Annotated in this window: 22 protein-coding genes; 12 read left to right on the top strand and 10 right to left on the bottom strand. The window is 67.6% G+C overall.

Features of this window, described 5'->3' with window-relative positions:
* Window positions 1-14 precede the first annotated feature (14 nt).
* The 10 genes from gmk to V5F68_RS16865 form a co-directional block, all read right to left on the bottom strand.
* Window positions 15-626, bottom strand: a complete 612-nt coding sequence (gene gmk / locus V5F68_RS16910; protein ID WP_394014182.1) for a guanylate kinase — start codon at window positions 624-626, stop codon at window positions 15-17.
* Window positions 627-705: 79 nt separating this feature from the next.
* Complete coding sequence (locus V5F68_RS16905; protein WP_394014181.1) at window positions 706-1,626, bottom strand: YicC/YloC family endoribonuclease; 921 nt, start codon at window positions 1,624-1,626, stop codon at window positions 706-708.
* Between the two features lie 35 nt (window positions 1,627-1,661).
* Window positions 1,662-2,987 carry an endolytic transglycosylase MltG gene (gene mltG / locus V5F68_RS16900; protein WP_394014180.1) on the bottom strand — a complete coding sequence of 442 codons (1,326 nt, stop codon included), beginning with the start codon at window positions 2,985-2,987 and terminating at the stop codon, window positions 1,662-1,664.
* Window positions 2,988-3,451: 464 nt separating this feature from the next.
* Window positions 3,452-4,714, bottom strand: a complete 1,263-nt coding sequence (gene fabF, locus V5F68_RS16895; RefSeq protein WP_348844275.1) for a beta-ketoacyl-ACP synthase II — start codon at window positions 4,712-4,714, stop codon at window positions 3,452-3,454.
* An 86-nt stretch (window positions 4,715-4,800) separates the two neighbouring features.
* Window positions 4,801-5,037, bottom strand: a complete 237-nt coding sequence (locus tag V5F68_RS16890; protein ID WP_029003376.1) for an acyl carrier protein — start codon at window positions 5,035-5,037, stop codon at window positions 4,801-4,803.
* Window positions 5,038-5,294: 257 nt separating this feature from the next.
* Complete coding sequence (fabG, locus tag V5F68_RS16885) at window positions 5,295-6,032, bottom strand: 3-oxoacyl-[acyl-carrier-protein] reductase (RefSeq protein ID WP_394014179.1); 738 nt, start codon at window positions 6,030-6,032, stop codon at window positions 5,295-5,297.
* Between the two features lie 41 nt (window positions 6,033-6,073).
* Window positions 6,074-7,030, bottom strand: coding sequence for an ACP S-malonyltransferase (fabD, locus tag V5F68_RS16880; protein ID WP_394014178.1), 957 nt, complete (start codon window positions 7,028-7,030; stop codon window positions 6,074-6,076).
* Between the two features lie 73 nt (window positions 7,031-7,103).
* On the bottom strand, window positions 7,104-7,724 hold the full coding sequence (locus V5F68_RS16875) for a class I SAM-dependent methyltransferase (protein ID WP_394014177.1): 621 nt from the start codon (window positions 7,722-7,724) through the stop codon (window positions 7,104-7,106).
* A 78-nt stretch (window positions 7,725-7,802) separates the two neighbouring features.
* Window positions 7,803-9,188 (bottom strand): sensor histidine kinase, encoded by a 1,386-nt coding sequence (locus tag V5F68_RS16870; RefSeq protein ID WP_394014176.1) that lies wholly within the window; start codon window positions 9,186-9,188, stop codon window positions 7,803-7,805.
* A complete protein-coding gene (locus tag V5F68_RS16865) occupies window positions 9,185-9,868 on the bottom strand; it encodes a response regulator transcription factor (protein ID WP_394014175.1) in 684 nt (227 codons plus the stop codon). Before V5F68_RS16865 ends, V5F68_RS16870 begins: the two co-directional genes overlap by 4 nt.
* Window positions 9,869-10,175: 307 nt before the next feature.
* On the opposite strand from V5F68_RS16865, the gene rpsF reads away from it, so the two are divergent.
* The 12 genes from rpsF to V5F68_RS16805 all read left to right on the top strand — a co-directional run bounded on the left by rpsF (window position 10,176) and on the right by V5F68_RS16805 (window position 22,476).
* On the top strand, window positions 10,176-10,643 hold the full coding sequence (gene rpsF / locus V5F68_RS16860; RefSeq protein WP_348844280.1) for a 30S ribosomal protein S6: 468 nt from the start codon (window positions 10,176-10,178) through the stop codon (window positions 10,641-10,643).
* Window positions 10,643-10,903, top strand: a complete 261-nt coding sequence (gene rpsR, locus V5F68_RS16855; RefSeq protein ID WP_348844281.1) for a 30S ribosomal protein S18 — start codon at window positions 10,643-10,645, stop codon at window positions 10,901-10,903. The genes rpsF and rpsR overlap by 1 nt, the downstream gene beginning before the upstream one ends.
* A gap of 129 nt (window positions 10,904-11,032) precedes the next feature.
* Window positions 11,033-11,986, top strand: a complete 954-nt coding sequence (locus V5F68_RS16850) for a DUF2232 domain-containing protein (RefSeq protein WP_394014174.1) — start codon at window positions 11,033-11,035, stop codon at window positions 11,984-11,986.
* Between the two features lie 45 nt (window positions 11,987-12,031).
* Window positions 12,032-12,628: a 50S ribosomal protein L9 gene (gene rplI, locus V5F68_RS16845; RefSeq protein WP_394014173.1), complete on the top strand. Its 597-nt coding sequence runs from the start codon at window positions 12,032-12,034 to the stop codon at window positions 12,626-12,628.
* 301 nt (window positions 12,629-12,929) lie between these two features.
* Entirely contained in the window at window positions 12,930-14,183 is a 1,254-nt protein-coding gene (locus tag V5F68_RS16840) for a cyclopropane fatty acid synthase (protein WP_394014172.1), read from the top strand.
* A gap of 204 nt (window positions 14,184-14,387) precedes the next feature.
* Window positions 14,388-15,872 carry a replicative DNA helicase gene (locus V5F68_RS16835; protein WP_394014171.1) on the top strand — a complete coding sequence of 495 codons (1,485 nt, stop codon included), beginning with the start codon at window positions 14,388-14,390 and terminating at the stop codon, window positions 15,870-15,872.
* Window positions 15,873-15,987: 115 nt separating this feature from the next.
* Window positions 15,988-17,109 carry an alanine racemase gene (gene alr / locus V5F68_RS16830; protein WP_394014170.1) on the top strand — a complete coding sequence of 374 codons (1,122 nt, stop codon included), beginning with the start codon at window positions 15,988-15,990 and terminating at the stop codon, window positions 17,107-17,109.
* A 48-nt stretch (window positions 17,110-17,157) separates the two neighbouring features.
* Window positions 17,158-18,558 carry a DNA repair protein RadA gene (gene radA, locus V5F68_RS16825; RefSeq protein WP_394014169.1) on the top strand — a complete coding sequence of 467 codons (1,401 nt, stop codon included), beginning with the start codon at window positions 17,158-17,160 and terminating at the stop codon, window positions 18,556-18,558.
* A 108-nt stretch (window positions 18,559-18,666) separates the two neighbouring features.
* The gene (locus V5F68_RS16820) at window positions 18,667-19,359 is read left to right on the top strand and encodes a CvpA family protein (RefSeq protein ID WP_348844288.1); all 693 of its coding nucleotides are present in this window, start codon (window positions 18,667-18,669) and stop codon (window positions 19,357-19,359) included.
* Window positions 19,360-19,474: 115 nt separating this feature from the next.
* Complete coding sequence (gene purF, locus V5F68_RS16815) at window positions 19,475-20,929, top strand: amidophosphoribosyltransferase (RefSeq protein WP_348844585.1); 1,455 nt, start codon at window positions 19,475-19,477, stop codon at window positions 20,927-20,929.
* Window positions 20,930-21,111: 182 nt separating this feature from the next.
* Window positions 21,112-21,855, top strand: a complete 744-nt coding sequence (locus tag V5F68_RS16810; protein WP_394014168.1) for an SDR family NAD(P)-dependent oxidoreductase — start codon at window positions 21,112-21,114, stop codon at window positions 21,853-21,855.
* Window positions 21,856-21,927: 72 nt separating this feature from the next.
* On the top strand, window positions 21,928-22,476 hold the full coding sequence (locus tag V5F68_RS16805) for a chlorite dismutase family protein (RefSeq protein ID WP_394014167.1): 549 nt from the start codon (window positions 21,928-21,930) through the stop codon (window positions 22,474-22,476).
* The last annotated feature ends 57 nt before the right edge of the window (window positions 22,477-22,533 follow it).

Below are 22,533 nucleotides of genomic sequence, written 5' to 3'. Positions count from 1 at the left end.
GGCGAGGCGCCGGCTCAGAGCCCGGCGCGCAGCGTGTTCACGAAATGGGCGAGCCCGGTCAGCCGCCGGCGCCTCAGACGTTCCGCCTGAAGAATCGCCTTGAGCTTGACAAGGCTCTTTTCCACATCCTCGTTGATGAGGATGTAGTCATACGCGTCGTAATGGCTGATCTCGTCGGATGCCTTGGCCATGCGCTGGTGCACGACATCGTCGGCGTCCTGACCGCGACCGCGCAGGCGCTCCTCCAATGCGGCGGCGGACGGGGGAAGGATGAAAACCTTCACGAGGTCATCCTTGGCGCCGTCGCTCTCCTCCAGCTGCTGGGTGCCTTGCCAGTCGATGTCGAACAGCACATCGCGCCCGTGGGCGAGGGCGTCCTCCACAGGTTTCCGGGGCGTGCCGTAGAGATTGCCGAACACGGTCGCATGTTCCAGCAGCGCGCCCGTGTCGCGCATGTGGCGGAAGCCGTCCACGTCGGTAAAATAATAGTCCGTGCCTTCCACTTCGCCGGGGCGTGGCTTTCGCGTGGTGACGGAGACCGACATGGTGATGCGGTTGTCCTGCGCCAGCAACAGCCGCGAGAGCGTGGTCTTTCCGGCGCCCGACGGCGAGGAAAGCACCAGCATCAAGCCCCGCCGGGCAAGCCCCGAGCGGCCAGACGTCGGGGCGGAAGGGGCGCTCGCAGCGTCCATGGTCGGGTCGGCCTCACTCGATGTTCGCGATCTGCTCGCGGAACTGATCCACAAGCAGCTTCAGGTCAAGCCCGATCTGGGTGAGCGCGACCGCATTGGACTTGGAGCAGAGCGTATTGCTCTCCCGATTGAACTCCTGGGACAGGAAGTCCAGCCGCCGCCCCACCGGCCCCCCTTGGGCGAGCAAGTCCCGCGCCGCGGCGAGGTGGGCGGTCAGACGATCCAGTTCCTCACGGATATCAGCCTTGGTGGCGAGCAGGGCCGCTTCCTGGTGCAGGCGCTCGGGGTCGAGCGGCGTCCCGGTATCCAGCAGCGCGCGCACCTGATCGCGCAGGCGAGCCTTGATGGCCTCGGCGCCGCGCTCCGGCCGGGCTTCCGCCTGGGCCACGAGAGCCGCAATGGCGTCAAGCCGCTCCAGCAGCACCGCCTTGAGCGCAGCACCCTCGGCGTGGCGCATGGCGATCAAGGCCTCAAGCGCCCCCTCGAAGCCGGCGAGGGCCGCATGAGAGACCGCCTCCTGGTCCTGCGGGGTGAGCTCGGCCTCGATCACCTCGACGATGCCCTTCACGGTGAGCAGAGCATCGAGGGTGGGCGGGGCGATGGAATAACGCTCGGCCGCCGCGCGTGCCGCGACGATCAGCGCTTCGAGGGCCGGCTGGTTCACCGCCACGGCGACGCTCTCGCCCTCCCGCGCCAGGGTCAGCGTGCCGGCCACAGAACCACGCGCCAGGGCGCGGGAGGCGGCGGCCCGGGCTGCGGTGTCCAGAGCCTCGAAGCCGGCGGGAACGCGCAGGCGCAGGTCGAGCCCCTTGGCATTCACCGAGCGCACCTCCCACGCCCAGCGCCAGCCGGCGGTGACGCCCTGAATGCGGGCAAAGCCGGTCATGCTGGCCAGGGCCGAGCGCTGGGAAGGGGCGGAACCCGCAGATGACATCAGAGCCTCGTGTGGCCGGCGTGCCGCCGGCCCGTTCAGTTGGAAGGGGCGCGCGGCGGAGGCGGCGCGGCGGGTGCCGGATCTCCTGTGCCGACGCCGGTATTGCTGGTCGGAACGGCGTTCTGCGCCTTGGTACGCGCCTCGGCTTCGATCTCGCGCCAGCGGGCGACGTTGCGATTGTGCTGCTCGAGCGTCTCGGAGAAGACGTGGCCGCCCGTGCCGTCGGCGACGAAATAAAGATCCTTGGTCTTGGCCGGATTGGCCACAGCCGCCAGGGAGTCGCGTCCCGGGTTCCCGATCGGGCCGGGCGGCAGGCCGTCAATGGCATAGGTATTGTACGGGGTCGCGTTCGTGATATCCGCCCGCGAGATCGGCCGGCCCAGCACGCCCTTGCCGCCTGCGATGCCATAGATGATCGTGGGATCGGACTGCAGGCGCATCTTGCGGGCGAGGCGGTTGATGAAGACCGCGGCAACCTTCGGCCGTTCGTCCGGCTTGCCGGTCTCCTTCTCGACGATCGAGGCGAGGACCACCATTTCCTGCGGCGTCTTCAGCGGCAGGTCGGGCGCGCGCTTGGCCCAAAGGTCGCGCACCAGCTTCTGCTGGTCGCTCGCCATGCGCTTCAGCACCTCGTCGCGGCTGGTGCCGCGGACGATATTATAGGTCTCCGGCAGCAGGGTGCCTTCCTGCGGCATGCGCGGCGTGCCTGTGAGCAGGTCGCTTTCCATCAGGCGGGCGACGATCTGCTGGGTGGTCAGCCCCTCGGGAATGGTGATCTGGTGCTGGATGACACGCCCGTCGGCCAGCGCGTCGAGCACCTTCTCCAGGGAAACGCGGGGCTTGAAGATATATTCGCCGGCCTGAAGCGGCTGGCCGCGATGCGCCAGCTGCTGCGCCACCATGAACAGCAGCCAATTGTCGATGACGCCCTGGCGCTCAAGCAGGTCGGCGATGTCGCGCGCGCCCTGGCCCCGGGGAATGAATACGTTTTTCTCCGCCGCCAGCGGACCGGGCGCAGCATATTTCAGCTGTCCGTACCAGGCCACCAGCCCGCCGCCGACGGTCAGGAAGAGCAGAATCGTGAAAATGGCGCTGCCGATCACCACAGCCGGGTGGCGGGCGCCGCGGGACGGGCGCTTCTTTTCGGCCGCCTTGGCGGCGGCGCGCGGATCACGCGCGAGGCGTTCCGCGCGTCTCCTGGCTTTCGCCTGGCCACGGGTCTCGCGCGGCGGCTTCGCGGGCTTTGCCTTTGGCGATTCGGGGGGCGCCTCGGGCACGGGTTGCGCCGCATCCGCAGCCTGCGTTGCTGACGCGGAAGGGGCGGGCGCGGACGAGGAGGGAGCGGTGGCGTCTGCGACCATGCGGCTTTCCGGCGCCTTCACTTCTGGGGCAGCAGGCCCCGCGCCTGCCGCGGGGTCGGTGCCAATTCGTGGTTCCGGCGCGGGGGAAGACGCGGCGTCGCTTTGCGATACGGGGGCCACCACAGGCGCGGCGCGGCCGTCGCCCGGCACGGCCGGCGATGCGCCCAACACAGGCTCCTGACGGGGGGCGTTGTTGGGGCGGCCTTCGTGCGCTGGAGGCTCGGACGTCGCCATTCAGGGTTCTCCCATCGCGTTCGCTGCGCCCAAGATCTCCGCGCACCGCACGGCCCGGACCGGAAAGCCAGCCCGCGCGCCGGTCCATGCAAAGAGGCGCATGATACCTATCGCAGGGCGAAGGCCAATGGCGCGCAGGCTAACGTCAAATATGGCGATAAGGCGTACCGCCGCCGAGAACCGGCGGGTTTCGCGGCCCGCATGATGAACGGGCCGCAAAAGGCGTGTGCTCAGGCCTCGGCGCGGCGGAACACCACCGAGGCATTGGTGCCGCCGAACCCGAAGGAATTGGACAGCACCGTGTTGATTTCCCGCTGCCGCGCCGTGTGGGGCACGAGATCGATGGGGGTGTCCACCGAGGGATTGTCGAGGTTCAGCGTCGCCGGGGCGATCTGGTCGCGGATGGCGAGCACCGAGAAGATGGCTTCCACCGCGCCCGCCGCGCCGAGCAGGTGCCCGATGGAGGATTTGGTGGAGGACATGGAGGTCTTCGCCGCCGCATTGCCCAGCAGCCGCTCCACCGCGCCCAGTTCGATTTCATCGGCCATGGTCGAGGTGCCATGGGCGTTGATGTAATCGAGTTCGGAGGCGGGGATGCCCGCGCGCTTGAGGGCGGCGGTCATGCAGCGGAAGGCGCCGTCGCCGTCGGGCGAGGGGGCCGTGATGTGATAGGCGTCGCCCGAGAGGCCATAGCCGATGAGTTCGGCGTAGATCTTCGCGCCGCGCGCCTTGGCGTGCTCGTATTCCTCAAGCACCACGATGCCGGCGCCCTCGCCCATGACGAAGCCGTCTCGGTCTCGGTCATAGGGCCGAGAGCCCTTTTCCGGTGCGTCGTTGAAGCTGGTGCAGAGCGCCTTGCAGGCGGCGAAGCCGGCGAGGGACAGACGATTCACCGTCGATTCGGTGCCGCCGGCCACCATCACGTCGGCATCGCCGAGCGCGATCAGCCGTCCGGCATCGCCGATGGCATGGGCGCCGGTGGAGCACGCCGTGACGACCGCGTGGTTCGGCCCCTTCAGCCCGTGGGCGATTGAGACGTAGCCGCCGGCCAGATTGATCAGGCGCCCGGGAATGAAGAAGGGCGAGATGCGGCGCGGGCCGCGCTCCTTCAGGATATGTGCGGCTTCGGAAATGCCCTCGATGCCGCCGATGCCGGAGCCGATGAGGACACCGGAGGCGATCTGGTCCTCATACGAGGTGGGATGCCAGCCCGCATCGTCGAGCGCCTGCTTGGCCGCAGCCATGGCGAAGACGATGAATTCGTCGACCTTGCGCTGCTCCTTGGGCTCCATCCAATCGTCAGGATTGAAGGTGCCATCGGTGCCGTCACCACGGGGGATCATGCACGCGATCTTGCAGGCGAGGTCCGACACGTCGAAGCGTTCGACGAACTTTGCGCCGCTCTGGCCCGCAATCAGTCGCCGCCAGCTTGGCTCGACGCCGCAGCCGAGCGGCGTCACCATGCCGAGGCCGGTGACGACAACACGTCTCATGAGGGGAACTCCGGAACTAGGAACGCGACGGCCGCCATCCTGGAGAAATCCATGGCGGGTGCGACCGTCGCCGTCGCTGGCACGGCTCAGGCCGCGTTCTTCTCCAGGAACTTGATCGCGTCGCCGACCGTCAGAATGGTCTCAGCCGCGTCGTCCGGGATCTCGGTGTTGAAAGCTTCCTCGAAGGCCATGACGAGCTCGACGGTGTCGAGGCTGTCGGCGCCGAGGTCGTCGATGAAGCTGGCGTTTTCCGTGACCTTCTCGGGCTCCACGCCCAGATGCTCCGCGACGATCTTCTTCACCCGCTCGGCGATGTCACTCATCGATGCACCCTCATTATCTGAAAAAATTGTCTCTATGCCGTACGGCGGCTGTGAGAGGGCATAATGCCTTTCTTCCGCCGTGCCCAGCCCCCATGCTCATTCCGGCGGGTCTTGGAACCAAAGACGTACCGGATGCGCGTTTTTATCCCGGTCCGGAGCTGGATTTCCAAGGCCGGGACAGGACGGTGCGGGTCGGTATCATACTTCCTGCGCCTATGCCAGCAAAGCCCGCTGCGCCGCCCGCTCCCGCACCTTTGTCAGATCATCGCCATGCCGCCGTTCACGTGCAGCGTCTGGCCCGTCACATAGCCGGCTTCGTCCGAGGCCAGATAAACGCAGGCGCTGGCAATGTCTTCCGGCGAGCCGAGCCGAGCCGCCGGCACGGCCTTCAGAATGCCCTCGCGCTGCTTTTCGTTCAGCACGTCGGTCATGGCGGTGGCGATAAAGCCCGGAGCGACGCAATTCACCGTCACGCCGCGGCTGGCCACTTCCTGGGCGAGGGACTTGGACATGCCGATCATGCCCGCCTTCGCTGCGGCATAATTGCCCTGGCCGGCGTTCCCGGTCACGCCCACCACCGAGGTGATGGAAATGATCCGGCCCGACCGGCGCCGCATCATGGAGCGCACCGCCGCCCGGGAGAGGCGGAAGGTGGAGGTAAGGTTCACCGCGATCACCTGATCCCAGTCCTCGTCCTTCAGGCGCATGAAGATATTGTCGCGGGTGATGCCGGCATTGTTCACGAGGATGTCGAGCTGGCCTAGCGCCGCCTCGGCGTCGGGAATCAGCTTCTCCACGTCCTCGGTGACGCCGAGATTGCAGGGCAGCACATGCACGCGCTCCTTGAGCTCCGCGGCGAAGGCGTCCAGCACCTCTCGGCGGGTGCCGGAAATGGCGACGGTCGCGCCCTGGGCGTGGAGCGCCTTGGCGATGGCGCCGCCGATGCCGCCGGTTGCGCCGGTGACGAGGGCGGTCTTGCCGCTGAGATCGAACATGGAGGCTCCTGAAACGAAAGAGGGGAATGAGCCGGGGCGGCTCAGGCGGCCGGTGTCTGGCGGGCGGCGATGAAGGCCGCCACGTCTTCCGGCGTGCCGACCGCCGAGACCGCGATTTCCTTGGCGATGCGGCGCGAAAGGCCCGAGAGGACCTTGCCGGCGCCCACTTCCACCGTGCGTGTAACGCCAGCGCCCGCCATGAACAGCACGCTTTCGCGCCAGCGGACCGTGCCCGTTACCTGCTGCACCAGCAAGGCGACGATCTCCGCCGGGTTGCTGACCGGGGCGGCCCGCACGTTGGAGACCACCGGCACCACCGGCGCCTTCACCGCGCTGGCGGCGAGCGCGATCTGCATGGCGTCGGCGGCCGGCTGCATCAGGCGGCAATGGAACGGGGCGGACACGGGCAGGAGGATCGCGCGAGAAGCACCCTTGGCCTTGGCGATCTCCATCGCCCGCTCGACCGCCGCCGTGGAGCCAGACAGAACCACCTGGCCGTTCGCATTGTCGTTGGCCGCTTCACAGACGTCGGCGCCGGCCGCCTCTTCGGCGACGGCGCTGGCCTGCTCGAAATCGAGACCGAGGATCGCCGCCATGGCGCCCTGGCCCACCGGCACGGCGTCCTGCATGGCGCGTCCGCGAATGCGCAGCAGGCGGGCGGCGTCAGTGATGGAGAGCGCGCCGGCGGCGGCGAGCGCGGAATATTCCCCCAGCGAATGGCCGGCGACGAACGACGCGTCGCGGGAAAGGTCGAGACCGGCTTCCGCCTCCAGCACCCGCATGGCGGCGAGCGACACCGCCATCAAGGCCGGCTGGGCGTTGGCGGTGAGGGTCAGTTCCTCGATCGGCCCGTCCCACATGGTGCGGGAGAGGGTCTCGCCGAGGGCGCCGTCCACCTCGTCGAACACGGCCTTCGCGACCGCGAAATTTTCCGCGAGCGCCTTGCCCATGCCAACGGCTTGGCTGCCCTGGCCGGGGAAAATAAAGGCTGTGGTCAAGGGGTATCCCTCCGTTCAATTTTGGGGAGGGCAAAGACACCGGGACGCAAGGGGAGTCAAGCTGAGTGCCCGCCTATTCGTCTGAGGCCGACGCGGCGGCGGGGCCGACGAGCGCCATCGGGCGGGCGCTGATGCGATAGACCGAGGCCGGCGGCAGGTTGCGCAAGGTGCAGCCGACGAATGTCGCCTTCAGCCCCAGCCGGTCGAGAATCGGGCGCGGCACGGGGCAGCGCGGGCCGTAGGTGAATTGATAGAAGGCGCCGCGTGGGCGCAGATAGCCGAACGCGCCGGAGAGGATCGCCATGATCTTGCGCGGGCCCATGTTCAGCAGCGGCAGCCCGCTGACCACGGCGCCCAGCGGCGCGCCCTCGAACAGACGGTAGCGGGCAAGCTGACTGGCGTCGGCCCATAGCACGCGGGCGGCGGGAAAGCGGACCTGGAGCAGGGCCGCGAAATCCGAGCCGAATTCGATCAGCGTCAGGTCATGCTCGCGCAGGCCGCGCGCCAGCAGTGCTTGGGTGAACACGCCGGTGCCGGGGCCAAGCTCCAGCACCGGGCCGGTAGAGGTATCGATTTCCGAGGTGATCAGCCGCGCCAGGGCGGGGCCGGAAGGCGCCAGCGCTCCGAGCCGCCCGGGATTGGAGGCCCAGGCTCTCAGGAAGCTCAGCGAATCGTTCGTGCGGGAGTGATGCATCGGGAAGTGGCGAGCCTTTGTTCCGGTCAGGCGCGCGGCCTGCGATGCCTGCTGTGCAGCGGCTGGATTACCGGTGCATTACGCCCGGGCCGGAACCGTCGCGCCCGGCGTGGCGAACAGCGGCAGCGTGATGCGGAACCGGGCGCCGCCGCCCGGCCCGTCGATGACGCAGACGCTGCCGTGATGGGCGCGCACGATCTCTCCCACCAGATGCAGGCCGAGGCCGGCGCCGCGCGCCCGCGGGCGCAGCCGCTGGAATGGCTCGAAGATGCGCTGGCGGAATTCGGCCGGCACGCCGCCGCCGTCGTCCGCCACCTCCATCACGCCGCCCCGCTCGACCCGCACCACGATGGCGCCGCCGCCGGCATGCTCGATGGCGTTCTGCACCAGATTATAGAGCGCCCGCTCCAGCGAGAACGGCTCGCCGGCCACAGCGATGCTCTCGCCCTCCGTCTCGAAGGAGAGGTCGAACCCCGCGGAGATGGCGAGCGGCGCAAGGTCCGCCACCGTGCGGCGGGCGAGCGGCACGAGGTCCACCGGCATGAAGGGGCCGCTGCGATCGAGGCGCTGCAGATCCAGGAGTTGCTCGGCCAGCAGCGACAGGCGGGCGAGGTCCTCCAGCAGGCGGGATTTGTCCGGCCCGTCCGGCAAGCCCTCCAGCCGCGTGTTTAGGATGGCGATGGGGGTGCGCAGCTCGTGCGCCGCATCCATGAGGAAGCGCTGGCGGCGCTCGTAGCCCTCGTCCAGCCGGCCGAGGGCGTCGTTCACCGCCGTCACAAGCGGAACCACCTCGTCGGGGACGTCGTCGAGCGAGAGGCGGGCGCCGCGGTCGTCGGCATCGATGCGCTGTGCCTCGGCGGCGGTCGCACTGAGGCTGGCCAGCGAGCGGCGCACCACGATCGGCGTCGCGACCAGTGTGGAAAGCGTCATCAGCGCCAACGCCGGCAGAATCACGCTGATGCCGAGAATGAAGGCGGCCCAGGCGATCCGCCCGAGCGGCACGCTCCCTCCCGGGCCGGTCATGATCTGCAGGGACCCCGCAGGGGTGCGCACCTTCTTGAGGCGGGCCGCGGCACGGGGCGGCTCGTCCAGCGTCCAGCCGAGCCGGGCCTGCCCGACATCGTCGAGCGCCTTGCCGGCGCGCGCGAACTCGGGCGGCACCGGGCCTTCCTTAAGTTCGTGACCGGCCTTGTCGCGGATGGTGAACCACAAATCGGGGCGTTCCGCGCGCAGGCTCTTCAGCGCCGGGGTGTCGCGCAGTTCGAGGCCGCCGTCCGGGCCCTGGGCGGTGGCTGCGGCCAGGGTGTCGATCACCGCGTCCTCCGGCTCCAGGCCTACCAGATAGCCGGTGGCCCAGAGCGCGGCGAAGATCACCGCGATGAACAGCGTCAGCATCGCCGCCTGGAGCGTGACCAGGCGGGAGACGAGGCGCCATCTCAGGGAGCAGGTGTGCGGTTCGCTCATGGCGTGGCGCGCAGCAGATAGCCGACGCCCCGGATGCCGTGGATCTCCACGCCCGCCCCGGCGGCCTCCAGCTTCCGGCGCAGACGGGAGATATGGGCGTCGAGAGCGTTGGACTGCACCTCGTCCTCAAAACCGTAGATCGCCTCCACCAACGCCTCGCGCATGACCGTGCGGCCGGGCCGGCGCATCAGCGCCTCGAGCACCAGCAATTCCCGGCGCGGCAGATCGAGCACCTCGCCCACCACGCTCGCTTCCCGGTGCTCCGGGTCGAAGACCAGCCGCCCGGCCTGCGTCGAGCGGGCGGCAAGGCCGGAGGGTCGGCGCAGAACGGCGCGCAGGCGCGCCAGCAATTCCTCCATGGCGAACGGCTTGGCGAGATAATCGTCGGCGCCGGCATCAAGGCCAGCCACCCGGTCCGACAGGTCGCCTTGGGCGGTGAGGACGATCACCGGGATGTGCCCCTCGCCCTGCAGGCCGCCGCGCAGGCGCGCCAGCAGGGTCAGGCCGTCGCCGTCCGGCAGGCGTCGGTCCAGCAGCAGGGCATCGTGGCAATGGTCCGCCAGCGCCGCCTCGGCATCGGCGAGGTTGGCGACATGATCGAGCAGGATTCCGAGCCGGCCGAAGTTCGCCGCCAGGGCAGAGGCCATTTCCGGCTCGTCTTCGATCAGCAACAGGCGCACGTTCGTCTCCGCGAGGGGATCGCCCGTGCTATGCCGCGATCATTGCGGCTACATTGCGTGTCGGCGGCCGGCCGATCCTCCGGCATCCTTGCCTTCAGCGGAAAACCTGCTATACGCACCGCTTCCGTTGCCCCGGCCGGGGGCTGAACGGACGGCCATCTGTTGTTTTCTGCGCAAGCCGAGAACCTGAGGGCAGGGCTTTCAGGTCCGTCGTCCCGTGTCCCCGCCTTCCGAGCAAACGAGCCTTTCCAAAGGTTCGAAAGGGCTTGGCGCCGGGCGGCGGAGCAACAGGAAAGGTACAGGACACATGGCGCTCTATGAGCATGTGTTCCTCGCGCGCCAAGACGTTACGGCGCAACAGGTCGAGGAACTCGCCGCCCGATTCAAGGGCGTTATCGAAGCGAACGGCGGTCAGGTCACCAAGACCGAAGCCTGGGGCGTGAAGACGCTCACCTATCGCATCAACAAGAACCGCAAGGCGCACTTCACCCTCATGAACATCGACGCCACCCCGGCGGCGGTTCAGGAGATGGAGCGCCAGATGCGCATCGACGAGGACGTTCTGCGTTTCCTCACGCTGCGTGTGGAAGAGCACGAGGAAGGCCCCTCGGCCATGCTCCAGAAGCGCGACCGCGACGATCGTGATCGTGGCGAGCGTGGCTTCGGCGGCGATCGCGGCTTCGGTGGTGGCGGCGGCTTCGGCGGCCGTGACCGTGAAGACCGTCCGCGCCGTCCGCGCGACCGTGAAGAAACCGCTGGTGAGGAGGCGATCTGATGGCATTCGCTCAAGCTGGTGGCGCCGGCGGCGGTCAGCGCCGTCCGTTCTTCCGTCGTCGCAAGACCTGCCCGTTCTCCGGCCCCAACGCGCCGAAGATCGACTACAAGGACGTGCGTCTGCTGCAGCGCTACATTTCCGAGCGCGGCAAGATCGTGCCGAGCCGCATCACCGCGGTGTCCGCCAAGAAGCAGCGCGAGCTGTCGGCCGCCATCAAGCGTTCGCGCTTCCTCGGCCTGCTGCCGTTCGTGATTCGCTGATCAATCCAGGCGCCCGCTCCCCGGAGGGGGCGCCTTTCATTTAACGATGCGTCCCGGGGTTACGGCTTCCGGGTTTGGCTGGGGCAGGCGACGATCTGCCTCTAACCGCTTCTGCGGGACAGCGAGCTGATGGCACAGTTTCTGATGATCGGCCTCGCCGCCGGAGCGGCGTCGGCGCTTCTCGTCGCGGGCATCGCGACCGGGGGCATCTGGGCCGTGCCGTTCTTCTATCTGGCGCCTCTGCCCATCATGATCGCGGGGCTTGCCTTCTCGCACATCTCGGCCCTGGCCGGCGTCGCCGTCGCGAGCATCGCCCTCGGGCTCTATTTCAATTCTTCTTTCCTCATCGCCTATCTCGTCGGCATCGGCGGGCCCGCCTGGGCTTTGTCCTACGGCGCGCTGATGGCCCGCAGCGATGCGGCAAATCCCACCAAGCTGATCTGGTTCTCCATCGGCGGGCTGGTGCTCACCTGCGCCGCGCTGTCGAGTTTCAGCGTCATCACGGCGGTGCTCTCGGTCGCCGGCGATTTCGAGACATACCGCACGGCGGTCGCGGCCGCCTTCGCCACCTTCGTCCAGGTGCAGGGACAATCCGGCCCGACGAGCGCGGACACCGCGCGGATGGGCGAGATGGTCGCGAACATCCTGCCGCCCATGGCGGGCGCCCTCGCCATGGTCACGCAACTGTGCTGCCTGTATCTCGCGGGCCGCGCGGCGCTGGTATCGGGCCGGCTCGCCCGTCCCTGGCCCGACCTGGCGGCGACCCGCCTGCCGGCGTCCACCTCGCTCGTGCTGGCTCTGATCATCGCCGCCTCCGTGGTGCCGGGCATGGTGGGTCTTTCCGCCTCCGTGGTCGCGGCGACGCTGGTGACCGCCTATGCGGTCGCGGGCTTCGCGGTGCTGCATTTTCTCACCCGCGGGCGCAATTCGCGGGTTCTCATTCTCACCGCCGTTTGGCTCGGCACCCTGGCATTGGGGTGGCCGGTGCTGGTGGTGGCGCTGCTTGGCGTGGTGGACGCCATGTTCGATCTGCGGACGCGATCGGCTCCCGGCGGGCGACCGCCGGCCGCCAACGACCGCTGACAGAAATTCCCCGACCCCCGAAACATCGAAACAGGAGACACGAAAATGGAAGTCATTCTTTTGGAGCGCGTGGCCAAGCTGGGCCAGATGGGCGAAGTGGTGAAGGTGCGTGACGGTTACGGCCGCAACTTCCTGCTGCCGAACAACAAGGCCCTGCGCGCCACCAAGGCCAACAAGGCCAAGTTCGACCAGATGAAGGTTCAGCTGGAAACCCGCAATCTGGAGCTCCGCAAGGAGGCCGAGGGCGTGGCCGAGAAGCTGAACGGCCAGAGCGTCGTGATCCTGCGCCAGGCCGGCGAGAGCGGCCAGCTCTACGGCTCGGTGTCCACCCGCGATCTCGCCGAGGCCCTGGTGAAGGCAGGCTTCACGGTCGACCGTCAGCAGATCGAGCTCAATCACCCCATCAAGACCATCGGCATGCACACGATCCCCGTGCGCCTGCACCCCGAAGTTGAGGTCGCCGTGACCGCCAACGTCGCCCGCAGCGTCGAGGAAGCCGAGCGCGTGGCGCGCGGCGAGGACCTGCGCACCCGCCGTGACGAGGATGAAGAGGCTGAGGCCGAAGCCGCCGCCGAGCGCGACGCCACCCTCGCCGAGGCCGAAGCCGAAGAAGCCGCCGCGGAACTCGACGACGCCGAGTGAGTTGATCTTCTTCCGCTTACCTCACGCTTTGGAAACGCCCGGCCATGCGCCGGGCGTTTTCTTGTTTTTGGTCAATTTTGGTATTGCCGTAGCGGTCATGTGGTGTTCAGATTTACACGGCTTCTGCTGGCCGTAAGAGCCCGCAAGGACAGCATGACTGCGGACCGGGCCGAATCCCGTTTCCGTTAAGTCATGCGCGAGCGCCCCGGCTAATGCATCACGTGTGTGTGCTTTGGTGCGCGGGGGCAGAAACCAAGAGGAGGGGCAACCCAGGCGGTCATCTTAGGATGGAGGCGGCCCAGTGGATCGGTTGCTTGAATCTGTTCTGCGTCGTGTCGTGAAACACGGCGGTCTCAAAGTCACGACGGCGTCCGGCCGCACCTTCAAGGCGGGGCCGAGCGAACCTCTGGTTCATGTCCGCTTCGCCACCAAACGGGCGCAGCTCATGTTGCTGCTCGACCCGGAAATGCAGCTCGGCGAAATCTACACCAGCGGCGATCTGGTGCTCGAGCGCGGCTCCATTGCCGACCTGCTGGAACTGGTGATGTCGCAGGACGTGCTCCAGCCCACGCTGACCTCGCGCCTGCTTTATTTCGCGCGGCGCGTGCTGCGGCGCCTCGACCAGTTCAATCCGCGCGGCCGCGCCCGGCGCAATGTGGCCCATCATTACGACCTGGACGGGCGGCTCTATTCGCTGTTCCTGGACGCGGACAAGCAATATTCCTGCGCCTATTTCGAGCATCCCGGCGAGCGGCTCGACGATGCCCAACTGGCCAAAAAGCGGCATATCGCGGCCAAGCTGGTGCTCGACAAGCCGAATCTGAGCGTGCTGGACATCGGCAGCGGCTGGGGTGGGCTCGGCCTGTATCTGGCGGAGATCGCCAAGGCACGGGTCTCCGGCGTCACCTTGTCCACGGAGCAATTGGGCGTCGCCCAATCCCGCGCCCGGGAAAAGGGGCTGGAGGGGCAGGTCTCGTTCGCGCTCCAAGATTATCGCGACGTGCCCGGCCCGTTCGACCGCATCGTCTCCGTGGGCATGTTCGAGCATGTGGGCGTCGATCATTACGGCGAATTCTTCCGCAAGACGCGCGCGCTGCTGGCGCCCGACGGGGTGATGCTGCTGCACGCCATCGGCCGGTTTGACCCGCCCGGCTTCACCAATCCCTGGATCGCCAAATACATCTTCCCCGGCGGCTACATGCCGGCGCTCTCGGAGGTGACGCCCCACATTGAGCGGGCGGGGCTGGTCGTCACCGACATCGAGATCCTGCGCCTGCACTATGCCGACACGCTGAAGGCGTGGCGCGAGCGCTTCCTCGCGCGGCGGGAGGAGGTCCTGCGCCTCACCGACGAGCGGTTCCTGCGCATGTGGGAATTCTATCTCGCCGGATCGGAAATGGCGTTTCGCTACCAGGGCCTGATGGTGTTCCAGATCCAGCTCGCCCGCAAACAGGAGGCGGTGCCGCTGACCCGCGATTATATCGCCGAGGCCGAGGACAAGCTGCGGGGAATAGAGAAGCGCAGCGCTCCGCCGCTCCGGCTGGCGGGTGAGTGAACGCGGCCTTCGGGGCCGCGCGATGCGTCTCTCCCGGCGGGATGAGCATGCCCGCCCGGACTAAACCTTCGGGGCGGGTTATCCCCGTAATGCCCAGAAGTCATGCACAGGGAAAATTCCCTCGTCGGCGAAGAAAGCAAGGGTGTCCGCGGAGGCTGCGCCTTCTGCTAAACAAGGGCTCGTTCACCAAACCGGCCTCGCCCCATGCTCGACCTCTCCGACCAGAAGGGGGATCTTGATCCCTCCTATCGTCAGGCGCCCCACAATGTGGAGGCGGAGCAATCCCTTCTGGGCGCGATTCTGGTCAATAACGACGCCTTTTACCGGGTGTCGGACTTCCTCAAGCCCGAGCATTTCTTCGAGCCCATCCACGGGCGCATCTTCGAGTTGGCGGGCGCCCTGGTGCGCGCCGGGAAGGTGGCGACTCCGGTCACCCTCAAGACCTTCCTGCCGGCCGACCTGGATGTGGCGGGGCTAAGCGGCCCGCATTATCTCGCCCGCCTCGCGGCGGAGGCGACCACCGTCATCAATGCCGAGGATTACGGCCGCGCCATCTATGATCTCTCGGTGCGGCGCGAGCTGATCCGCATCGGCGAGGAAATCGTCAACGACGCCTATGACGCGCCGGTGGAGGCGACGCCGCAGGACCAGATCGAGGAAGCGGAAAAGCGCCTCTACGCCATCGCCGAGAGCGGACGCTATGACGGCGGCTTCCAGCGCTTCGGCGAGGCGCTGCGCGAAGCGGTGGACATGGCGAGCCGCGCCTTCCAGCGCGAGGGCCATCTTTCCGGCATCGCCTCGGGGCTCGACGATCTGGACCAGCAGATGGGCGGTCTACAGCCCTCAGATCTTGTGATTCTCGCCGGCCGTCCCGCCATGGGCAAGACCGCGCTCGCCACCAACATCGCCTTCAATATCGCCGCCGCCTATCGCGGCGAGCAGCGGGCGGACGGCTCCATCGAGACCCAGAGCGGCGGCATCGTCGGCTTCTTCTCGCTGGAAATGTCCGCCGAGCAATTGGCGACGCGTATCCTCGCCGAGCAGGCGGAGATTGCCTCCTACAAGATCCGCCGCGGCGATATTTCGGAAAGTGAGTTCTCCAAGCTGGCTGCCGCCGCCCAGACCATGCAAGTGGTGCCGCTCTATATCGACGATACCGGCGGCATCTCGATCGCCCAGTTGGTGGCCCGCGCGCGGCGCCTGAAGCGCCAGCGGGGGCTGGACTTCATGGTGGTGGACTATCTGCAATTGCTGTCCGGCTCGTCGAAAAGCTCGTCGCAGAACCGCGTGCAGGAAGTCACTGAAATCACCACCGGCCTCAAGGCGCTGGCGAAGGAATTGCAAGTGCCGATCATGGCGCTCTCGCAGCTTTCCCGTCAGGTGGAGGCGCGCGACGACAAGCGCCCGCAACTCGCCGACCTGCGTGAATCCGGCTCCATCGAGCAGGACGCCGACGTGGTGATGTTCGTCTATCGCGAGGAATATTACCTCAAGAGCCGCGAGCCCAAGCCTGGAACCGAGGAATGGTTCAAGTGGGAGGCGGACATGAAGGCGGCCGAGGGGGTCGCGGAAGTCATCATCGGCAAGCAGCGCCACGGCCCCACGGGCACGGTGAAGGTGCATTTCGAGCCGCAGTTCACGCGCTTCTCGAATCTTGCACGTGAAGATCGCCTGCCCGACCGCCACTGACCGCCCCATGATGGGCGTGGCGCGCGGATCTGCCCCGCGTTCGGCGCTGCCGCCCCGTCACGGGTAAGGTATAGACAGGACAGCGAATCCCGTCGCCTTCAGGGAAAGCGTTTCGATGCAGCCCGCGTCCGCCCCGTCCTCCGCTTTGTCCCGCGCCGTCCTGACCATTGATCTCGGCGCCCTGGCCGATAATTGGCGCACCCTCGCCGCGCGGGTCGCGCCGGCGGAATGCGCGGCGGTGGTGAAGGCGGATGCCTATGGCCTCGGCCTTGCGCAGGCGGCGCCGGCGCTGTGGAAGGCGGGCGCGCGCACCTTCTTCGTCGCCCTGGTGCAGGAAGGCGAGGCGTTGCGGGCGCTGCTCCCCGAGGCCACCATCTATGTGCTCGGCGGCCTGCTGCCGGACACCGCCCATTCCTATTCCGCCGCCGATCTGCGGCCGGTGCTGGGCAGCCGGCAGGAAATTGCCGAATGGTCCATCCACAGCCGGGCCCTTGGGGTGAGCCAGCCCGCCGCCCTGCATATCGATACCGGGATGAACCGGCTGGGTCTCAGCGTGGACGAGGCGCTCACGATTGCCGGGGAGGGGGGACCCTCGTTCCGTCCCTCCCTCATCATGACGCACCTTGCCTGCGCGGATACGGCGCGCCACCCGCTGACCCAGGCGCAGCACCATCTGTTCGCGAAAGTGGCGGCGGCATTTCCCGGCATTCCCGCCTCGCTCGCCAATTCGGCCGGCACGCTGGGCGGGCCGGAGATGTATTTCGACATGGTGCGCCCCGGCATCGCGCTCTATGGCGGCGCGCCGATTTCCGGCGGCACGGCGTTGCGCAGCGTGGTCCGGCTGGACGTGCCGATCATTCAGGTGCGCGAAGCGCGCGCCGGCACGACGGTGGGCTATGGTGCCGCCCAGCGCCTGCAACGCGACAGCCGGATCGCCATCCTCTCCCTCGGCTATGCCGACGGCTTCCTGCGCGCGTTCGGCGGCAGCGATGCCCGACGGGGCGCGGATGCCATGATCGGCGGCCTGCGCTGCCCGCTGGTGGGACGCATTTCCATGGATCTGACGGCCGTGGACGTCACCGACGTGCCCAATGAGAAGGCGCGGCGCGGGGACCCGGCCGTGCTGCTCGGCGACGGCATCGGCATCGATGAACTCGCCGCCCATGGCGGCACCATCGGCTATGAGGTGCTCACCAGCCTGGGGCCGCGCTATCACCGCGTCTATGTGGGCGGCTAGACTATACGGGTGAGTCGCGCCCCTGCGCGCCCGGAGCCCTCCCGACCCATGGCCAAGAACAGCCCCACCTTCGTCTGCCAGTCCTGTGGCGCGGTCTATAACCGCTGGCAGGGCAAGTGCGAGGCCTGTGGGGGATGGAACACCATTTCCGAGGAGGCCAATGTCGCCGCTTCCGTGCCGGCCGCCCAGCGTTCCGGCCGCAAGGGACGGGCGGTGGCGCTGGAAAGCCTGCAGGGCCAGGGCAAGGCGGCGCCGCGCCTGATTTCCGGCATCGGCGAGCTGGACCGGGTGGCCGGCGGCGGCTTCGTGCCCGGTTCCATCGTGCTGCTCGGCGGCGATCCCGGCATCGGCAAGTCCACCTTGCTGATCCAGGCCTCGGCCGCCCTGGGGCGGGCGGGGCATCGCATCGTCTATGTCTCGGGCGAAGAGGCGGTCGACCAGGTGCGCATGCGCGCCGGCCGGCTCGATCTGGCCGACGCGCCGGTCGGACTTGCCGCCGAGACCAATGCGGAAAACATCATCGCCACCCTCTCCGCTGGGCCGCCGGTGCAGTTCGTGGTGATCGATTCGATCCAGACCATGTGGAGCGATTCGGTGGAATCGGCGCCGGGCACCGTCACCCAAGTGCGCACCTCGGCCCAATTGATGGTGCGCTACGCCAAGCAGACCGGCGCGGCGGTGATCCTGGTGGGCCATGTCACCAAGGACGGGCAGATCGCCGGCCCGCGCGTGGTTGAGCACATGGTGGACGCGGTGTTCTCCTTCGAGGGCGACGGCGGCCACCAGTTCCGCATCCTGCGAGCGCAGAAGAATCGATTCGGCCCCACCGACGAGATCGGCGTGTTCGAGATGACCGGCAAGGGATTGTCGGAAGTCGCCAACCCGTCCGAGCTGTTCCTCTCCCATCGCGATGCCGGGGCGCCGGGCACAGCCGTGTTCGCCGGCATGGAGGGCACACGCCCGGTGCTGGTGGAGATCCAGGCGCTGGTGGCGCCCTCCACCCTCGGCACGCCGCGCCGGGCGGTGGTGGGATGGGATTCCAACCGCCTCGCCATGGTGCTGGCGGTGCTGGACGCGCGCTGCGGCGTGCGGCTGGGTGGCCATGACGTATATTTGAACGTGGCCGGCGGCCTGCGAATCGGCGAGCCGGCGGCGGATCTCGCGGTGGCGGGGGCGCTGGTCTCCTCGCTCACCGGCGCGCCCTTGCCGGCGGACGCGGTCTATTTCGGCGAGGTGAGCCTCACCGGGGCGGTGCGTCCGGTCTCCCAGGCGGCAGCACGGCTGAAGGAAGCCGCGAAACTCGGCTTCGCGCGCGCCGTCATGCCCAGCGGCGCCGCCGAGGGAATGGACGGCGCCATATCCATCGAGGGCGTCGCTTCCCTTGCGTCCCTTGTGGCGGGGATCGCGGCCCGCGCGCCACGCAGGGCAGCGTTACCGAAAGAGGGGTGATGACGCGGCGGGCGCTTGAAGCTATACGTCCGAGCCACGCTGCGGATTTATGACACGCAGTGTTCCGCCGCACGCCTCCGGGCGCCGCATGAAGGACCCGCCGCGCCCATGCCCGTGACGCTGCTCGATCTCATCGTTATTTCGGTGATGCTGCTTTCCGGCCTTCTGGCCATGGTTCGCGGTTTTTTGCGCGAAGTCTTCAGCATCGTTTCCTGGCTGGCTGCGGCCGGCGTAACGTTGTTTTTCTATCCTCAATTGCTGCCGATCACCAAGCAATACGTGTCGCAGGATACGGTGGCGCTTGCGGTGACCGTCGGCATCCTGTTTCTGGGAACGCTGCTGATCGTTTCCATTATCAGCGCGCGCATTTCCGATGCGGTGCTGGACAGCCGGATCGGCGCGCTGGACCGCACCTTGGGCTTCGCCTTCGGCCTTGCGCGCGGCCTGCTGGTCATGGTTGTGGCATTTCTGTTCTTCAACTGGCTGGTTCCCGACAAGAGCCAGCCGCCGTGGGTTTTGAACGCAAAATCCCGTCCGGTGCTGCAAAACACGGGGGATTGGCTTATGTCCCTGTTGCCGGACGATCCGGAGAATACCATTCTTAAGAGACTCAAGCGGTCTCCGGCGACAGATGAGGGCGATGCGCCCGCCACGCCGCCAGGTCCGCGCACGGAACGTGGGGGCACCACGATTACAGTTGCGACGGTCGCCGGAGCGGCGGCTGGAGAAACCGGATACCGCCGCGGTGAGCGGCAAGGGTTCGAGCAACTGCTTGAGAGCGCGCGCGGCACCGGCCAGTGAGCCGCGTCGAGCGGAGGTAAAGATGGACATGGAGAGCGAGGAGTCCCACGCTCCCGACGCCCAATGGGCGCGGGACGGCTTTGCGCATGGTGGGGTTGCACGGGAGACGGGCCAGATGAACCTGGACGAAGATCTGAACGGCGACCGCCTGCGCGAGGAATGCGGGGTTTTCGGCGTCTTCAACCATCCGGACGCCGCCGCCATCACGGCCATCGGCCTCCACGCGCTTCAGCATCGCGGGCAGGAAGCCGCCGGCATCGTCACCTATGACGGCCGCCGCTTCCATTCCGAGCGCCGCCTCGGCCTCGTCGGCGATACCTTCTCAGACGCGCGAGTGATCGAGCGGCTGCCCGGCCATATTGCTGTTGGCCATGTGCGCTATTCCACCACCGGCGAAACCCTGCTGCGCAACGTGCAGCCGCTGTTCGCCGAGCTGGACGCCGGCGGCTTCGCCGTCGGGCACAATGGCAACCTCACCAACGGGCTCACGCTGCGCAAGCAGTTGGTGCGGGAAGGGGCCATCACCCAGTCCACCACCGATACCGAAGTGATCTTGCATCTGGTGGCGCGCTCAAAGAAGGCGCGCTTCGTCGATCGCTTCATCGACGCGCTGCACTTCTTGGAAGGCGCCTATTCGCTGGTGGCGGTCACCAACAAGAAGCTGATCGGCGCGCGCGATCCCCTCGGCATCCGCCCGCTGGTGCTGGGCATGCTGGACAATTCGCCCATCCTCGCCTCCGAGACCTGCGCCCTCGACATCATCGGCGCGCGCTATGTGCGCGATATCGAGAATGGCGAAGTGGTGGTGATCGACGAGGACGGCATCACCTCCTTCAAGCCGTTCCCCTCCATGCCGGCGCGGCCCTGCATCTTCGAATACATCTATTTCGCCCGGCCGGACTCGGTGGTGGGCGGGCGCTCGGTCTACCAGGTGCGCAAGACCATGGGTCAGGTGCTGGCGCAGGAAAGCCACCTGCCGGCCGACGTGATCGTGCCGGTGCCGGATTCCGGCGTGCCGGCGGCCATCGGCTATTCCCAGGTGTCCGGCGTGCCGTACGAACTCGGCATCATCCGCAACCATTATGTGGGCCGCACCTTCATCCAGCCGACTCAGACCGTCCGCGACCAGGGCGTGCGCATGAAGCATTCGGCGAACCGCTCCGTCGTCGCCGGCAAGCGCATCGTGCTGGTGGACGACAGCCTGGTGCGCGGCACCACCTCCGTGAAGATCGTGCAGATGATGCGCGACGCCGGCGCGAGCGAAGTGCATTTCCGCATCGCCTCGCCCCCCATCACCCATCCCGACTATTACGGCATCGACACGCCCGACCGCGACAAGCTGCTGGCCGCGACACACGATCTGGAAGGCATGCGGCGCTATATCGGCGCGGATTCGCTGGCCTTCCTGTCGGTGGACGGCGTCTATCGCGCCATGGGCTATGAGGGCCGCGATCCGGTGCGTCCGCAATTCACCGACCATTGCTTCACCGGCGACTACCCGACCCTGCTCACGGACAAGTCCGGGGCGGTGGGGGCGCAGCAATTGTCGCTGCTCGCCGAAGCCAGCTGAGCCATCTTCCCGCCGCGCCCGAGCGGGGGCGGCGGAGGTGCCGGGCCGCGCTGCGCGTTCTCTGCGAACAGCCTACCGCACCGGCGGCATGATTCCCCACATATCGCGCTTCTCGCCCTTGCGCTTTCGGCCACATGGCGGGATGGTCGCGCCCCTCATTCCGATCTGACAGAGACCCTGCCATGACCGACCGGCCGCTTGCCGACAGGATCGCCCTCGTCACCGGCGCCACGCGTGGCATCGGTTCGGCCACAGCGCTCGCCCTGGCGAACGCCGGGGCCCATGTGATCGCCGTCGGCCGCACTGAGGGCGCGCTCGAGGAAGTGGACGACGCCATCAAGGCCGCCGGCGGCTCCGCCACCCTCGTGCCCATGGACGTGACGGATTACGACGCCATCGACCGGCTCGGCGGGGCGATCTACCAGCGGTGGGGCCATCTCGACGTGTTCGTGGGCAATGCCGGCATCCTCGGGCCGGTGACCCCGCTCGGCCATGTGGACCCGAAGGATTGGGACCAGGCGCTGAGCGTGAACCTCACCGCCAATTACCGCTTCGTGCGTTCGCTCGACCCCCTGCTGAAGCTCTCCACCGCCGGCCGCGCGGTGCTGGTCTCCTCCGGCGCGGCCCATAAAGCCCGCGCTTATTGGGGTCCTTATGCCGTGACCAAGGCCGCGCTCGACGTGCTCGGCCGCACTTGGGCGGCGGAAAGCGTCAGCGGCAATCTCAAAGTCAATCTGTTCAACCCCGGCCCGATCCGCACGCGCATGCGCGCCAAGGCTTTCCCCGGCGAGGACCCGCAGACCCTGCCGGCGCCCGAGGAAGCGGCGGAGGCCATCGTTTCGCTCTGCCTGCCCACCTTCGAGGAAACCGGGAAATATTACGATTTCCCGATGCGGAAGCTGTTGGCGTTCCAGCATCCCGCCTGATCCGTCCGCGCGCGCGGGCGATGCCTCGCCGGGAGCTCTTTGCCGTGCGGCGAATGGCGGTATTCTGTATCCATGACGATACCGCTCACTTATCTTTTTACCGCTGGCCGGTCGGGACCCTGGTGCATTGACCGGCTGACGCCGGTGGTGGGCGAGGGGCTCGCGGACGCCTCCCACCTGACGATCCACGACGCCGCAGCCAGCCAGCCGGACCCGATCTGGGTCTTGCGCGGCACCACCAGCAATACCCGCTATTCCCAGCGGGCCGAGATAAACGCGTTGACCGCGCGGCAGGAGGGCTTGGGCCGGGCAGGTGCCACTTGCGCGGCCCTGATCCCGATTCGTAAGACCCAGGCTTGGTGGGATCTCGCGCAAGACGAGCGCCGCGCGATATTCGAGGAGCAGTCCCGCCATATCGGGATCGGCCTTGAATATCTCCCCGCCGTCGCCCGGCGCCTGCATCATTGCCGCGAACTGGGCGAACCGTTCGATTTCCTCACCTGGTTCGAATATGCGCCGGAGGATGGCGACAAATTCGAAGATATGGTGCGCAAGCTGCGCGACACGCCGGAATGGCGTTACGTCGACCGGGAAGTGGACGTCCGTCTGCGCCGAGCGTGAGGGGTGGCTTGCGCTGCGGGCATTTGTCGGCGTTGCGTGCAGGGGCTAGAGAGGTGT

The organism is Roseixanthobacter pseudopolyaromaticivorans, from assembly GCF_043195145.2.
Classification (GTDB): domain Bacteria; phylum Pseudomonadota; class Alphaproteobacteria; order Rhizobiales; family Xanthobacteraceae; genus NCEH01.
The sequence above is the reverse complement of the archived record's forward strand: the minus strand, read 5'-3'. Positions and strand labels throughout refer to the sequence as shown.